General features: G+C 74.7%; 13 protein-coding genes. 9 read left to right on the top strand and 4 right to left on the bottom strand.

All coding sequences use genetic code 11. From position 1 onward, the window contains the following. Positions 1-13 precede the first annotated feature (13 nt). Both ACZ7RU_RS28735 and ACZ7RU_RS28730 read right to left on the bottom strand, forming a co-directional pair. Complete coding sequence (locus tag ACZ7RU_RS28735; protein WP_470343876.1) at positions 14-658, bottom strand: response regulator transcription factor; 645 nt, start codon at positions 656-658, stop codon at positions 14-16. Next, positions 649-1,974 (bottom strand): sensor histidine kinase, encoded by a 1,326-nt coding sequence (locus ACZ7RU_RS28730; protein ID WP_470343875.1) that lies wholly within the window; start codon positions 1,972-1,974, stop codon positions 649-651. The genes ACZ7RU_RS28735 and ACZ7RU_RS28730 overlap by 10 nt, the downstream gene beginning before the upstream one ends. Positions 1,975-2,175: 201 nt before the next feature. On the opposite strand from ACZ7RU_RS28730, the gene ACZ7RU_RS28725 reads away from it, so the two are divergent. The 6 genes from ACZ7RU_RS28725 (at position 2,176) to ACZ7RU_RS28700 (ending at position 7,413) form a co-directional block, all read left to right on the top strand. Continuing rightward, entirely contained in the window at positions 2,176-2,505 is a 330-nt protein-coding gene (locus ACZ7RU_RS28725) for a hypothetical protein (protein ID WP_470343874.1), read from the top strand. 190 nt (positions 2,506-2,695) lie between these two features. Beyond that, positions 2,696-4,174 carry a hypothetical protein gene (locus ACZ7RU_RS28720; RefSeq protein WP_470343873.1) on the top strand — a complete coding sequence of 493 codons (1,479 nt, stop codon included), beginning with the start codon at positions 2,696-2,698 and terminating at the stop codon, positions 4,172-4,174. 31 nt (positions 4,175-4,205) lie between these two features. Then, a complete protein-coding gene (locus tag ACZ7RU_RS28715; protein ID WP_470343872.1) occupies positions 4,206-5,009 on the top strand; it encodes a methyltransferase domain-containing protein in 804 nt (267 codons plus the stop codon). A gap of 32 nt (positions 5,010-5,041) precedes the next feature. After that, entirely contained in the window at positions 5,042-5,791 is a 750-nt protein-coding gene (locus ACZ7RU_RS28710; protein ID WP_470343871.1) for a maleylpyruvate isomerase family mycothiol-dependent enzyme, read from the top strand. 85 nt (positions 5,792-5,876) lie between these two features. Next, positions 5,877-6,536 carry a P-loop nucleotide/nucleoside kinase family protein gene (locus ACZ7RU_RS28705; protein ID WP_470343870.1) on the top strand — a complete coding sequence of 220 codons (660 nt, stop codon included), beginning with the start codon at positions 5,877-5,879 and terminating at the stop codon, positions 6,534-6,536. A gap of 10 nt (positions 6,537-6,546) precedes the next feature. Then, entirely contained in the window at positions 6,547-7,413 is an 867-nt protein-coding gene (locus ACZ7RU_RS28700) for an NAD-dependent protein deacetylase (RefSeq protein ID WP_470343869.1), read from the top strand. 62 nt (positions 7,414-7,475) lie between these two features. Here ACZ7RU_RS28700 and ACZ7RU_RS28695 read toward each other — a convergent pair whose 3' ends face one another. Further along, the gene (locus tag ACZ7RU_RS28695) at positions 7,476-8,132 is read right to left on the bottom strand and encodes a hypothetical protein (RefSeq protein WP_470343868.1); all 657 of its coding nucleotides are present in this window, start codon (positions 8,130-8,132) and stop codon (positions 7,476-7,478) included. Positions 8,133-8,784: 652 nt separating this feature from the next. Here ACZ7RU_RS28695 and ACZ7RU_RS28690 point away from each other — a divergent pair. The 3 genes from ACZ7RU_RS28690 (at position 8,785) to ACZ7RU_RS28680 (ending at position 13,938) form a co-directional block, all read left to right on the top strand. After that, positions 8,785-10,056: an MFS transporter gene (locus tag ACZ7RU_RS28690; protein ID WP_470343867.1), complete on the top strand. Its 1,272-nt coding sequence runs from the start codon at positions 8,785-8,787 to the stop codon at positions 10,054-10,056. 483 nt (positions 10,057-10,539) lie between these two features. Further along, a complete protein-coding gene (locus ACZ7RU_RS28685) occupies positions 10,540-12,396 on the top strand; it encodes a sialidase family protein (protein ID WP_470343866.1) in 1,857 nt (618 codons plus the stop codon). Between the two features lie 198 nt (positions 12,397-12,594). Further along, positions 12,595-13,938: a GH1 family beta-glucosidase gene (locus tag ACZ7RU_RS28680; RefSeq protein WP_470343865.1), complete on the top strand. Its 1,344-nt coding sequence runs from the start codon at positions 12,595-12,597 to the stop codon at positions 13,936-13,938. Positions 13,939-14,047: 109 nt separating this feature from the next. On the opposite strand, the gene ACZ7RU_RS28675 is transcribed toward ACZ7RU_RS28680, so the two are convergent. Beyond that, positions 14,048-15,175, bottom strand: a complete 1,128-nt coding sequence (locus ACZ7RU_RS28675) for an NADH:flavin oxidoreductase (RefSeq protein ID WP_470343864.1) — start codon at positions 15,173-15,175, stop codon at positions 14,048-14,050. Between the last annotated feature and the right edge of the window lie 53 nt (positions 15,176-15,228).

Below are 15,228 nucleotides of genomic sequence, written 5' to 3'. Positions count from 1 at the left end.
TGTGGTACTGATCTCAAGCTCCCAGGTAGCGCAGAACGGCGAGCACGCGGCGGTGGTCCCCCGCCTCCTGCTGCAGATCGAACTTCACGAAGATGCTGCGGATGTACTTCTCCACCGCCGCCGTGCCGATCACCAGATCGGCCGCGATCCCGGCGTTGGAACGGCCCTCCGCCATGGCCGTGAGGACCTCCCGTTCGCGCGGCGTCAGGGTGGACAGCGGGTCCCGCTGCCGGCTGCCGGCCAGCAACTGCTTGACCACCTCCGGGTCGAGGACCGTCTCGCCCGCGGCGACCCGGCGCAGCGCGTCCACGAACTCCTCGGCGTCCGACACCCGGTCCTTGAGCAGGTAGCCGACCCCGTTCTCATTGGTGTTGACCAGGTCGATGGCGTACCGCTCCTCGACGTAGTGGGAGAGCACCAGGACGCCGGTCTCCGGCCAGCGGGCGCGTACCGCGAGTGCGGCGCGCAGGCCCTCGTCCAGGAAGGTGGGCGGCATCCGGACGTCCGTCACACACGCGTCCGGCCGGTGTTCGGCCACCGCGCGCAGGAGCTGCTCCCCGTCGCCGACCGCGGCGACCACCTCGATACCCTGTTCGCTGAGCAGCAGTTCGATGCCCTGGCGCAGCAGCGCGGAGTCCTCGGCCAGCACTACCCGCATGGCAATTCCACCTCGATCACGGTCGGTCCACCCACCGGACTGCTGAGCCGGAACCGCCCGTCCACCCCGGACACCCGGTCCGCCAGACCGGTAAGACCCGTGCCGGCCGCGAGGTCGGCTCCGCCATGCCCGTCGTCGCCAACCCTAACGTCCAGTCGGGCGCCCTCCCGCCGGACCTCCACCCAGGCGCGGGTGGCACGAGCGTGTTTGGCCACGTTGGTGAGCGCCTCGGTCACCGTGAAGTAGGCGACCGCCTCGATGGCGGCGGAGGGGCGCGGCTCCACCAGGACGTCGAGGCGCACCGGCACCGGAGCCAGCGCGGCGACGGCGGAGAGCGCCGCCTCCAGGCCGCGGTCGGTCAGCACCGGCGGGTGCAGGCCACGGGCCAGGTTGCGCAACTCGGCGATGGTGCTGAGGGTTTCCCGCCGGACGTCCTCGACCAGCTCGTTGGTCTCGTGGTCGCCGGACTTCTTCAAGCGCGAACTGGCCCGGCCCAGGGTGATCGACATCGCCACCAGCCGTTGCTGGGCACCGTCGTGCAGGTCCCGCTCGATCCGTTTGCGCTCCGCCTCGGCGGCGTCCACCACCCGGGCCCGGCTTTCGGTCAGATCGTTGATCCGCTGTTCCAGTTCCATGCCGCGGGGCCGGGAGAGCAGTGCGACGGCCAGCGCTCTGTCGAGGGCCAGCAGGAGTTTGACGATCAGTGGGGAGAGGACCGAGCCGACCAGCAGCGCCACCGCCGCGACCAGCAGCGCCCGGGGCAGGGAATCCACCACGAACGGCCCGAGCTGGGCCTGCCCGCCGGGCAGACCCCGGTAGTAGGCCGGAAGCAGCACCAGGGTCAGCGGCACGGCCCAGATCAGCGCCACCCCGACCACGGTCACCACCGCCACCGGCATCAGCAGTACGAAGTAGCCGATCAGCCGCCAGGTGCAGGGGTTGTGGACGAGCGACTGCAGCGACTTGACCAACCGCCACGAAGAGACCGGCGCCGGCAGCTCGTCGAGCTCCAGCCCGCAGGTCACGGCGAACCGGGTGCGCTCCACGGCGGCCAGCCGGAACAGCGCCCACCCCGCCGCCACCGTGAGCGGCAGGCCCACCAGGCCGGCGGGCGCCAGGCAGACGGCGACGACCAGCACGACCAGCACGGCCAGTCCCGCCAGCGCCACCAGACCGTCAAGTGCCAGGTGGATCGACGCCCGCCACAGCACGGGGGAGGCCAGCGCGCGCAGCGGATTGCCCGGCACCACCTCGCGGGGTGGCCGGGCTTCCGTCCGGACTCTGCCGGTGGCACGGCCGGCGATGTTCTCGGTCAACTGCTTCGGACCCGCTCTCGTGGGCAGTGCGGGCGGCGACCAGGTCACCGTCCGCGCCTCGGTTCGACAAGGGGACGGTACCCAAGCCGACCACCCGTCGGCAGCGAGGAGAGCCCACCAGCGGGGGGTAGGGTTTACCCCCCTCCGGCCGGTGGGTTCACGCTGACGACCCGGCGCCGCCCCGTGCGACATCGTGGGGACATGACCGATCGACACGCGAACGCCGCCGGCCGTCCCTGCCCGGCCGGCAGGACCGACGACATCGAGCAGTTCCTCGTGCGCTACGGGGACACCATCGACGACCGGGTCGCCGAGATCGTCGCCGAGATCGTCGAAGAGGTCCTCGGCGAGCAGCTGAGGCGGTACCGGCGCGACGTCGTGCTGCCGGTCACCGTCGCGCTGCCGGCGGCCGCGGCCGTCTCGCCTGCGCTCATGTGGTGGAGCCCGTGGACAGTCCCCCTGGTGTGGGCCGCCGCCTGCGTCATCTGCGTGTCGCTGTCACGGACCGCCCGGATCCCGCGCCGCTCGTGACGGGGCCCCGGCCGGAGAGCCGGGTGACCGCCGCGGGCCAGGTTGGCGACGCTTCGCGGCGTTTCCGGGCTCACTCGCCGACTTTTCGTCAACAAGCGGAAAGGGCCGGAGGTTCTCGGTCGCGGTCTTCCCTTCGTCCGCCGGGAACAGCACTGTGGTGGGCGCGGACCTGTCGGACGGGGTGGGTGGATTGGGCGACCAGCACGAGACGCACAAGCACGAGACGCACAACAGGATCAACCAGAGCACCATCCACGGCAACGTGTTCATGGGCGGCGTCCTCTCGCTGATGGGCGGCCGCAGACCGCGACTGCGCCTGGTGATCGCCGTGTTCTGCGTACTGGCGCTGCTGGGCGCCGGCACGACGTACTGGGTGCTGACTGCGACGGACGGCGGCAAGGCGCCGGAGCTCGGCGCCCGCTACGACCCCGGGCACGGTGACGCCGACGCGACCGCGGTCGTCCCCAAGGTGGTGAAACCGGCCGAGCTGCCCGCCGTCACCGGTTGCGGCGCCGCCCGGACGTGGTCGCACGCGCAGGGCGGCACGGACGTGGGCGCGTCGCCGCTCTCGGTCTCGATGGTCGGCAACGGCCACACCGTGGCGATCGAGCAGGTGCGGGCGACGATCGTGGGCGAGCCCCGCGAGCCGCTGCCCGGGACGGTCGTGAACTGCACCGGACAGGGAGAGGGCAAGAAGATCGACATGGGCGTCGACCTGGACTCCCCGAACCCGGTCGCGCTGATCGGGGCCGCCGGACCGGTCTCGTTCGCGCCGTACTTCACCGACAGGTACCTGTACCTGGAGAACCAGAAGCCCGAGATCGTCAGCCTGACCGTGCTCGCGGCCCGGCACAGCTACGACTACGTGCTCACGGTCGAGGGCACGCTCGACGGCAAGCACCGCACCTGGACACTGAAGGACGGCGACCGCCCGTTCCGGATCTCCGGGGTGCGGACCGCCGAGGGCGCCGAGCTGTCGACCCACGGAAGGGGCTGGGAGACCGGCTACGGCCGGGGCTCCGGTGAGCGCGTCCGGTGCAACCCCTGCTACGACCAGGACGAGAAGGAGATCCCGGGCACCACGGTCGCCGTCGCCCCGGCCGGCTACACCTTCGCCTCCGCGCCGGACGCCGACCCGACGCAGCCGCCGCCTCCGCCGAAGGACCGGCCGACCGCGGCGACGCCGCCGCTGACGGTCGACGAGCACGACGCGGAGTCCGTCGCGATCGCCTGGGCCGTCACCTCGGGCAGCTTCGACACCTCCCGGGGCGACACCGGCCCGGCGGCCGTCCTCAGCCGGGTCCGCAGGTATCTGACGCCCCAACTGGCGGCCTCCGGCGGCGGGTTGAACGCCTGCGCGGTGGACGGAACGGTCTGGCCCGCCGAGCTGACGGCGCGGCGCGGCTGGTCGGTGGTCACCGGGGCGACCGCGCGCCCCGTGGCGGGCCGCTTCGACCCGCACGACCTCACCGGCGACGTGGTCGAACTGGAGGTCCCCGTCGACTGCGCCTACGTCGCGGACGGCGGCTGGTCCCAGCGACCCAGGGGGCTCACCGCGCGCCTGCGGCTCCAGCGCCAGCCCGACGGCGGCTACCTGGTCTCCGACATCGGCAAGGTGACGTACGACTTCCCGGCGCTCACCGACCCGGACCCCACCCTGGAGCCCTGAGGGCCGCTCCACCTCCTGCGAGAATCCCGGCATGGCTGAACACGACAGCGACCACGGCTACCTCCTGGACAACCGCCGGCCGGAGGCGGGCGTCCGGTTCGGCGCCCTCGCCGAGCTGTTCGACCCGGTGACCTTCCGGCACGTCGACGCCCTCGGGATCGGCCCCGGCATGCGCTGCTGGGAGGTCGGCGCGGGCGGCCCGTCGGTGCCGCTCGGGCTCGCCGAGCGGGTCGGCCCGACCGGCGCGGTGGTCGCCACCGACATCGACGTCTCCTGGGCCGCCCCCGCCGCCGGCGGCGTGATCGAGGTGCTGCGCCACGACGTCGCCGCCGACCCGCCGCCGCCGGGCGGCTTCGACCTGGTGCACGCCCGGCTGGTCCTGGTGCACGTCGCCGAGCGCGCCGAGGCCCTGCGCCGGATGGTGCGGGCGCTGCGCCCGGGCGGCCGGCTGCTCCTGGAGGACGCCGACCCGGCCCTGCAACCGCTGCTCTGCCCGGACGAGTCCGGGCCCGAGGAGCGCCTCGCCAACCGGTTGCGGACCGGCTTCCGCACCCTGATGGCCGGGCACGGCGCCGACCTCGCGTACGGGCGGACGCTGCCCAGGGCGTTGCGCGAGGCGGGCCTGGTCGACGTCCGGGCCGACGCGTACTTCCCGATCACCTCGCCGGCCTGCGCGGTCCTGGAGGACGCGACGGTCCGGCAGATCAGCGGGGCGCTGGTGCGGGAGGGGCTCGCCACGGACGAGGAGATCGACCGCCACCTGGCCAACGTCGCCACCGGCCGGCTCGACCTGGCCACCGCTCCGATGATCTCCGCCTGGGCGCGCCGCCCGTGACCCGCTCCGTGACGCCGCCCGTGACGCCGCCCGTGACGTGTCCCGCGGGTCTCGGCGCGGCCGAGGCCGCCGCGCTGCTCGCCGAGGTGCGCGCCTCCGCCGGGCGGCTCCTCGCCACCGTCGGCGCCCTCACCGACCGGCAGACCCGCGACCCCTCCACGCTGCCCGGCTGGAGCCGCGCCCACGTCCTCACCCACCTCGCCCGCAGCGCCGACGCGTACGGGTGGCTGCTGACCGTGGCCCGGACCGGCACCGCGCCGGGGCCGCGCGCCGATGCCGCCGCGCTGGACCGAGCGCTGCACGAGGGCGCCGGGCGGGGAGCCGCGGAGCTGGTCGCCGACCTGCGCGGGAGCCTGGACGGGATGTTCGCGGCGGCGGCCGAGCTGCCCGCCGAGCGGTGGTCCGTCCTGGTGTCCGCGCTCGCGGGCTGGCGGCACCCGGCCTGGTTCACCCTGTACCGGGCGTGGCGGGAGCTCGAAACCCACCACCTCGATCTCGGTCTCGGCCACTCGACCGCCGACTGGCCCACCGGGTATGTCGCCTGGGCACTCGACGCGACGGTGGCCGCGCTGGTCGCGCGCGGATTCCCGGTCGCCCGGCTGAAGGCCACCGACCTCGCCCGCGAATGGCCCCTGGCCCCGGCCGGCCCCACCGTCAGCGGCCCCGGCCACGCCCTGCTCGGCTGGCTGTCGGGGCGCCGGCCGGCGGCGGCTCCGCGGACGGACGGGCCGCTGCCCGTGCCGCCGGCGTGGCCGCTGCCGCCGGTGCCGGGCTGGGGTTGACGGGCGGCCGGGCCTGACGGAGGCCGGGCGGGCCACCGGCAGGGGAGGTGGCGGGCGCCGGCCGGCCCGCGCAGACTCACCAGGCATGACGCCACCCCCGACCGCGGACCGACGCCCGGCCGCGCACCCGCTCGCGGCCGTGCACCCGCGCCCGACCGCCGACCGACGCCCCCACCTGCTCGTCGTGAGCGGCCCGCCCGGCGCGGGCAAGACCACGCTGGCGCACGCCCTGGCCGACGCGCTCGGCCGGCCGGCGGTCTGCCGGGACGAGATCAAGGAGCGGATGGCCGCCGCCCGGGAGGCGCCGGTCGAGGACCTGGACCGGCGGGCCCTCACGGAGTTCTTCCGCACCATCGAGGGACACCTGCGCACGGGTACCGACCTCGTGGCGGAGGCGGCCTACCAGGACCGGCTGTGGCGGCCCGGTCTGGCACCGCTCGTCGGCCTCGCCGAGCTGCGCGTCGTGCGCTGCGCCGTCCACCCCGACGCCGCCCGCGAGCGGATCGCCCGCCGGGCCGCCGAGGCGCCCGTGCGCGCCGTCCACGCGGACGGCGAGCTGCTGCGCCGGATCGCGCGCGGCGAGCGGCCGATCGAGTCCTGGGCGCCGATCACCCTGGACGCGCCCTGCCTGCTGGTGGACACCACCCGGGGCTGGGACCCGCCGCTGGAACGGATCGCGGCCTTCGCCACCGGCGCCGCCGAGGAACTGCCCCACCGGAAGGGGAAGCCCGGGCCGTCGGTCTAACCTCGACGGTATGGACGCGTTCGAACACCCGGGCGGGCGGGCCGCCCTGCCGGGAGAGGAGCTGGAAGCCCTGGTACGGCTGCTGGACCGGCGCGGCACGGTGGTGCTCAGCGGGGCGGGCCTGTCCACCGAGTCCGGCATCCCCGACTACCGTGGCGCCACCGGCCGGCGCCGCAGCGGCACCCCGATGACGTACCAGGAGTTCACCGGCAGCGCGGACGCCCGGCGCCGCTACTGGGCCCGCAGCCACACCGGCTGGCCCGCGATCGCCGGCGCCCGCCCCAACGCCGGTCACCGCGCGGTGGAACGGCTGTGCCGGGCCGGGCACGTCGCGGCGGTCATCACCCAGAACGTGGACGGCCTCCACCACGCGGCCGGCACCCGGGAGGCCGTCGAACTGCACGGCGGCCTGCGCCGGGTGGTCTGCCTCGACTGCCGCCGCACCAGCACCCGGGCCGAACTGGACCGGCGGCTGGAGGAGCTCAACCGGGGCTTCCGTCGGCCCGGGGCGCAGCTGCGGCCCGACGGCGACGCGCAGCTGCCCCAGCCGCTGGTGGACGGATTCCGGGTCGCCGCCTGCACGGACTGCGGTGGCGTGCTCAAGCCCGACGTGGTCTTCTTCGGCGAGAACGTCCCGCTGCCCAGGGTCGAGCACTGCTACGAACTGGTCGACGCGGCAAGCTCGTTGGTGGTCCTCGGCTCCTCCCTGGCGGTCCTGTCCGGGCTGCGCTTCGTGCGCCGCGCCGCCCGGGCGCGGTTGCCGGTCGCGATCGTCAATCAGGGGCCGACGCGCGGGGACGAGCTCGCCGGGCTCCGGCTCGACCTGCCGCTGGGGCCGGCCATGGCGGAGATCGCCCGGCTGCTCGACGCGGCCTGACCGGCCCGCGCAGCCCGTCCGGCCCGATTCGCGCAGCCAGCCAGCCCGCTCAGCCCGGCCGTTCAGCCCGGCTGCTGGGCGGGTCGGCCCGGTACCCAGAGCGGCACCCGGCCGCCGCGCGGCATGGAACGCGCCGCGTCCTGCTCCAGCCAGCCGGCCACCCGCTCCGGATCGTCCTCGCACAGCTCCACCAGCGCGGACGCGGCGATCCGGGTGCAGCACAGCACCAGTGCCAGGGTGTCCTGGCGGCGGTGCCGCTCCCGCACGTACGCCTCGCCGCGTTCCTCGATCCGGCGGGCGTGGCCCGGCCCGTCCTCGGCGGTCAGCGCCTGGACCCCGTGCCACACCAGGGTCAGCGCACAGGGTTCGGCCGGGTGCGAGGCGCCCTCCCGCTGCGCCTGCTCGCGGGCCTCCGCCGAGCGCTGCCCCAGCCATTCCAGCGCCGCCGGCCCGTCCTCCCCGCAGGACCGCAGCACCAGCTCCGCGGCTCGGGCCACCACGGCCCGCAGCACCGCCGGTGCGGGCACCCGCAGCCCGGACGCGGGCCCGTCACCGAACGCCAGCCAGGCATCCGCGAACGCGGCTGCCCGCAGCCCGCCCACCCAGGCCGGCGCCCCGTCCTCCGTGCCCAACCGGTCCCGCGCCCCCAGCCGGACCAGCCCCACGGCCGTCAGGCACGCCGCGTCCCCGTCCAGCTCCCGCAGCCATCCACTCCGCACCAGCAAACACCCCCGTCAGCGGTTGATCCCCGTGAGGCCTCATCCCACCACACCAGGACGGGAACGAACTAGACAGGGGCACGTCACAATCTGGAGGCGCGTCCTCCGGTAGCCCTCCGACGTGGGCGACTGCGAGCCGAGCGGGTCGGGGGCGAGGGCGAGGGCGAGGGCGAGGTCGGGATCGGGGTGGCCGGTCGGCCGGTCGGCCGGTCGCGGTGGGGCGGCCGCGACGTGTCTGGCTCCCGGGGTGTGAGCGTCGGGTGAGTTGGGCAGGGGCACGTCAGGACCCGGGCGGCTGTGCGGACGCCCGGTGCGTCGGACGTGGCCGGAGCCGGCCCGTCATCAGTGTGTCGCGAGCCCGTCGATCAGAGCGAGGGCGTCCGCCATGGACTCGTCCGGTCGATCACCGGCTAGCGGACGCCACAAGCGGTGCGGGCGGCCTCCAGCGCGAGGGTGAGCCGCTTGGTCGGTGGTGCCGGTCGCGGGGCGCGAGCCGTCGCCGAGGACGGCAAGGGCCGGGGAGATCGCGCAGGAGGAGTCCGCTGTTCCGCTGTGCAGCCTGAGCGCGGCCGGCGGATCGGAGGGCGGGCGGGGGGACGGGGCTCGGGGGCGGGTGGGTGGACGGGTTGCGACGGAAGGGGAGGGACCGAGGGTGGACACGACCACGCGAACGGCGGCCGTGGAGGTCCGCGGAGCGGAGCACGGGCCACAACTCCAGGCGTCGGCAGGGGCGTTCGGGCGCTACTGGGCCGGATCGCTGGTCAGTCGATTAGGCGACCAGGTGACCGCCGTCGCCCTGCCGCTGACCGCCGTGCTCACCCTGCACGCGACGGCCTGGCAGGTCGGCCTGGTCACCGGCGCCGGGTACCTGGCCTGGCTGCTGGTCGGACTGCCGGCCGGCGTCCTGGTCCACCGGCTCCCGCTGCGCGGCACCCAGGTGGCGGCGGACCTGGTGCGCGGGCTGGCCGTCGCCTCGGTACCGGTGGCGGCCGCCCTGGGGGTGCTCGGCCTGCCGCAGCTGGTGGCGGTCGCCCTGCTGAACGGGCTGGCGAGCGTGGTCTTCGACGTCGGCAACTCCACCTTCCTGCCCTCGATCGTCCCCAAGGAGGAGCTGACCGCCCGCAACAGCCTGCTCTCCGCCACCAGCGCCGCGACCGAGCTGGCCGGCCCCTCGCTCGGCGGGGTACTGGTCCAACTCGTCGGCGGGGCGGCGGCGATGGTGCTGGACGCGGCCAGCTACCTGGTCTCGGCGGCCCTGCTGCGCAGCCTGCCGCGCGCGGAGCGTCCCGTCGGCCGACCGGCCGGCGCGGGGATGCGCGAGCAGATCCGCGAGGGCTGGCACTTCGTCACCCGGCACCCTGTGGTCGGGCCGTGCGCCGCCGACGCCACCGCGGTCAACCTCGTCGGCGGCGGGCTGATGACGCTCACCCCGGTGTTCCTGGTCGACACCCTCGACGCGACGGCCGCCGCCGTCGGTGCCCTGATGGCCGCCGGCGGCCTCGGCAGTCTGATCGGCGCCGCCCTCACGCCCCGGGTGGTCTCCCGGGTCGGCAGCGGAGGCGCCCTGCGGTGGGCCGCGCTGACCTCCGCGCTCTTCACCTTCCTGCTCCCGGCGGCCGGCCCCGGCTGGGCGGCGCTGGTCTACGCCGTCGGCAACGCGGGCTTCTCGGCGGGCCTCGTGGTGACCACCATCGTCGCCCGCACCCACCGGCAGACCCACACCCCGCCGGAGCTGCTGCCCAGGGTGATGGCCACCGTCCGGTTCGTCTCCTGGGGCGCCATCCCGGTCGGCGCGCTCCTGGCCGGCGCGGCCTCCACCGCCTGGGGACCGCGTACGGCGCTGCTCCTGCTGGCGGTATGCGGCCTGGCCGGCCCGGCGATCCTCGCGGCGAGCCCGATCCGCCGCCTGCGCGACCTCGCCTGACCGGCCGACCGCTTCGACCCGGTGCTGAATGCCGCGCCCTGCCGCGTTCGCCCTGGTCGGGCCGGTGTCGGTGGCGCTCGTGGGTGTACTCCCCATACCCGTTCCCGGTAGGGGTACAAACCCCGGCCGGGCTGTTCCACGAGTTTCGGTCGCACATCTTGTGCGATGTCATGGCCCGGTTCACACTTCCGATTTACGAACACGCGTGTCCTTCCGCGTGAACGTCCTTCACCCCTTTTTTCGGGTGTCGGGCGGCCCCCTCCGGCTGGGTCCGGACGACGGCCGCCGGCACCGCCGGGCGCCGGTACCCGCCCACCCTGATCGGCCACGACGACAACCGGACGGGCGACGTCGCTTCCACGAGCTTCGACGACGTCGCGCCGTCCTGATCCGCACGCACCCCACCGGGGCGGATCGCCGTGCCCCCGACCGCGGTCCGCCCCTCGTCGTCCGCACTCCCACCCCCACGCAAAGGAGCTTCGGATGAGGCACCCGCGCACCCCTGCCCCCTGGCGGCGGCCGTTCGCCGCCCTCGCGGCGGCCGCCCTCGCCCTGGCCGGCGCGGCCTGGAACGCCGGCCCGGCCGTCGCGGCCCCGTACACAAGCCCGGCCGCCACCACCCATGTCGGCCACCGCGACGTCGGGTCCACCGGCTCCACCTCGGACGACTTCTCCCTCGCCGGCAGCCCCGCCGCGGCGATCGTGAGAGCGGGCTCGTCCGTGACCTCCACCGTCACGACGGCCGTCACGGCCGGCGAGGCCCAGACCGTCGCGTTCTCGGCGAGCGGCCTCCCACCGGGCGCCACCGCCGTCTTCACCCCGACCGCCGTGACGGCCGGAGTACCCGCCGGGCTCACCGTCTCCACCGCGGCCGGCACCCCGTCCGGCACCTACCCGATCACCGTGACCGGCGCCGGCACCTCCGCCACCCGCTCGGCGACCTTCAGCCTGACCGTCAACGGCCGCGGACCGAACCTGGTCCAGGTGAGCACCGACCCGTTCGCCGACAGCGGCAGCCAGCACGCCACCGTGGTGGAGCCCGACACCTTCGACTACGGCGGCACGATCGTCGCCGCCGCCCAGGTCGGCCGGTTCACCAACGGCGGCGCGTCGGACCTCGGCTGGAGCACCTCCCGGGACGGCGGCGTCAGCTGGCAGCACGGCATGCTGCCCGGCCTCACCACCCACCAGGGTGACGGACGCTGGGCCCGCGCCTCCGACCCGGTGGTCGCCTACGACGCCAGGCACGGCACCTGGATGATCGCCGGTCTGGTCATCGACTCGGTGCTCAACGGTGCCGGCGTGACCGTCAGCCGCTCCGCCGACGGGGTGAACTGGCAGGCCCCGGTGCGGGCGGTCGGCTTCGACGGGCAGAGCTACGACAAGGAGTGGATCGTCTGCGACAACACTCCCAGCAGCCGGTACTTCGGCAACTGCTACATCGAGGTCGACCTCCCCTCCTCCGACAACAAGGTGATCATGTCGACCTCCCGGGACGGCGGCACCACGTGGTCGGCCCCGGCGGGCCCGTCCGGCATCGACCTCGGCCTCGGCGGCCAGCCGCTGGTGCGGCCCGACGGTACGGTCGTGGTCCCCTTCTCGACCGACACCACCTCGATCCGCTCCTTCAACTCCACCGACGGCGGCGGCTCCTGGAGCTCCACGGTCCTGGTCGCCGACGTCTTCGCGCACGGCGTCGCGGGCGGCCTGCGCGACGGTGAGGGCCTGCCCTCGGCCGAGATCGACGCCGACGGCAGGGTCTACGTCGCCTGGCAGGACTGCCGCTTCCGCTCCGGCTGCCAGGCCAACGACATCGTCTACGCGACGTCGACCGACGGCACCACCTGGTCCGCGGTGACCCGGGTGCCGATCGACCCCACCACCAGCGGGGTCGACCACTTCATCCCCGGCCTCGGCGTCGACCACGCCACCGCCGGCCCCGCCGCCAGGATCGGGCTGTACTACTACTTCTACCCGAACGCCGACTGCACCGCCGCCACCTGCCAGTTGGAGGTCGGCTTCATCTCCTCCGCCAACGGCGGTGCCACCTGGAGCGCGGCGCAGACCGTCGCCGGTCCGATGCCGCTGTCCCGGATCGCCGCCACGTCGGGGGGCCGCATGGTCGGCGACTACCTCTCCACCTCCGTGGTCGACGGCAGGGCGGTGGCGGTCTTCGCGGTCGGCAGGACGCCGCCCGACGGCCAGGCCTTCGACGAGGCCATGTATGCCGTCGCCGGCGGCCTCCCCGTCCGCGCCGGGACCACCCCCTCCAGCACCGGGCCGGTGGTCTCCACCGCACCCGCCCGGGAGCGGCACGTCCCGCCGGTGATCCGCCACTGACCGCCCGGCCCGTCGTCCCGCTCCGGCGGGACGACGGGCCCTGCCGCTTCCCGCACTGGCCCTGCCGCTTCCCGCACCGGAGCCGGGGGCCGGGCCTGATCCCCGTCACCGGGGCGGCAGTTGTCGATGCGGGCCTCTGGTGTTCCGGCACCACCCCAGTAACATGAGTCCTCCTCACGTTCACGTCAGGAGACCGTCATGCCGGACCGCTTCGACCTGCCGGCGGACTTCCGCTGGGGTGCCGCCACCGCCGCCTACCAGATCGAGGGGGCGGTGACCGAGGACGGTCGCGGCCCGTCCGTCTGGGACACCTTCGCCGCCCGCCCCGGCGCCGTCCGCGACGGCCACACCGGCGCGGTGGCCTGCGACCACTACCACCGGTACCCCGAGGACATCGCCCTGATGAAGGGCCTCGGCCTCGACGGCTACCGCTTCTCCATCGCCTGGCCCCGCGTCCTGCCCACCGGCGCCGGCGCCGTCAACCCCGCCGGACTCGCCTTCTACGACCGCCTGGTGGACGCCCTGTTGGAAGCGGGCATCACCCCCCTCCCCACGCTCTTCCACTGGGACCTCCCGCAGGGCCTGGAGGACGACGGCGGCTGGCTCAACCGCGACACCGCCCACCGCTTCGCCGAGTACGCGGGAATCGTCACCGACCGTCTCGGCGACCGCGTCCCCGCCTGGATCACCCTCAACGAGCCCTTCGTGCACACGGTGTTCGGCTACGCGCTGGGCACCCACGCCCCCGGCCGCACCCTGATGTTCGAGGCCCTCCCGGCCGCCCACCACCAGCTCCTCGCCCACGGCCTGGCCGCCGCGGTCCTCCACGACCGCGGCCTGGAGGCGATGCTCTCCAACAACCTGACCCTGGTCCAGCCGGCCTCCGCCTCCGTCGAGGACACCGCCGCCGCCGAGGCCTACGACGCCCTCCACAACCGGCTGTTCACCGACCCCGTGCTCCTCGGCCGCTACCCCGACCTCTCCGCCCTCGGCGTCCCCGACGACCTCTTCGGCGCCGTCCGCCCCGGCGACCTCGACCTCGTCCACGCCCCCGGGCTGGACGGCCTCGGCCTCAACTTCTACAACCCCACCCGCGTCGCCGCCCCCACCGAACCGGGCCTCCCGTTCGACCTCGTCGAGATCCCCGACGTCCCCCACACCGCCTTCGGCTGGCCCGTCGTCCCCGACGCCATCTGCCAACTCCTCCTCAACCTCCGCGAGTTGTACGGAAAGGCCCTGCCGCCGATCACCATCACCGAGAACGGCTGCTCCGTCACCGAGGAGACCGTCCCCGACCAGCCCCGCATCGACTTCCTGGCCGCCCACCTCGACGCCCTCGCCCGGGCCGCCGCCGAGGGCATCGACATCCGCGGCTACTACACCTGGTCCCTCCTCGACAACTTCGAATGGGCGGAGGGACTGTTCCGCCAGCGCTTCGGCCTCGTCCACGTCGACTTCGAGACCCAGCGCCGCACCCCGAAGGCCTCCTACACCTGGTACCGCGACCTGATCGCCGCCCACCGGGCGCGGTTCGCGCGGTAGGTCCTCCACGGCGCCTGCCCCGGAGCCGTCGTCGCGGACGTCCCCGCTCGACGACGCACCGCACGGCTCCGACCCGGGAGCCGTGCGGTGTCCGGTGGCGGCGCGGACGTCAGCTCAGGGTGCGGAGGGCGGCGGCGTCGTAGGGGCGCAGGTCGGTGAAGCGGCCGGCGAGGACCTTGGCGGCCCACTGCGGGTCCTGGAGGAGCGCGCGGCCGACGGCGACCAGGTCGAACTCGTCGCGCTCCAGCCGGTCCAGCAGGTTGTCGATGCCCTGGAGCGCCGCGCCCTCGCCCATGAACGCGCGGACGAAGTCGCCGTCGAGGCCGACCGAGCCGACGGTGATCGCGGGGCGGCCGGTGAGCTTCCTGGTCCAGCCGGCCAGGTTGAGGTCCGAGTCGTCGAACTCGGGGACCCAGTAGCGGCGGGTCGAGGCGTGGAAGGCGTCGACGCCGGCGTCGGCGAGCGGGGCGAGGATCGCCTCCAGTTCCTGCGGGGTCTCGGCGAGCCGGGCCTCGTAGTTCTCCGCCTTCCACTGGGAGTAGCGGAAGATCACCGGGAACCGCGGGGAGACGGCCTCGCGCACCGCGGCGACGAGCTCGGCCGTGAACTTCGTCCGGGCGACCGGGTCGCCGCCGTAGGCGTCGGTGCGGCGGTTGGTGCCCGCCCACAGGAACTGGTCGAGCAGGTAGCCGTGGGCGCCGTGCAGTTCGACGCCGTCGAAGCCGATCCGCTCGGCGGCCGCGGCGGCCTCGGCGAACGCGCCGATGACGGCGTCCAGGTCGGCCCGGGTCATCGCCCGGCCCGTCCCCTCGGTGCCGTCCAGCCGGATGCCGGACGGGCCGACGGCGGGAGCGCCGGCGAACGGCGGGTCGCCCTGCCTGCGGACCATGCCGATGTGCCAGAGCTGCGGCACGATGGCGCCGCCCGCCGCGTGGACGTCCTCGGCGACGCGGGCCCACCCGGCCAACTGCTCCTCGCCGTGGAAGCGCGGGATGTCGTCGCTCTGACCGGCGGACTCGTGGCCGACGTACGTTCCCTCGGTGACGATCAGGCCCACGCCCGCGGCGGCGCGGCGGGCGTAGTACGAGCGCACGTCCTCGCCGGGCACGCCGCCGGGGGAGAACCTGCGCGTCATCGGCGCCATCACGATGCGGTTGGGCACGGTCAGCCCGTTGATCGTGACGGGCCGGGACAGGATCTCGGCCGCGCGGGAGGTGGAGGGCTCGGTGACGGTCATGGGGATTCCTCGCGGATAGCGGTGACGTGCGCCGGGACGGAGACGGTTGCCCG

Source organism: Kitasatospora sp. NPDC114501 (genome assembly GCF_055633695.1).
The sequence above is the reverse complement of the archived record's forward strand: the minus strand, read 5'-3'. Positions and strand labels throughout refer to the sequence as shown.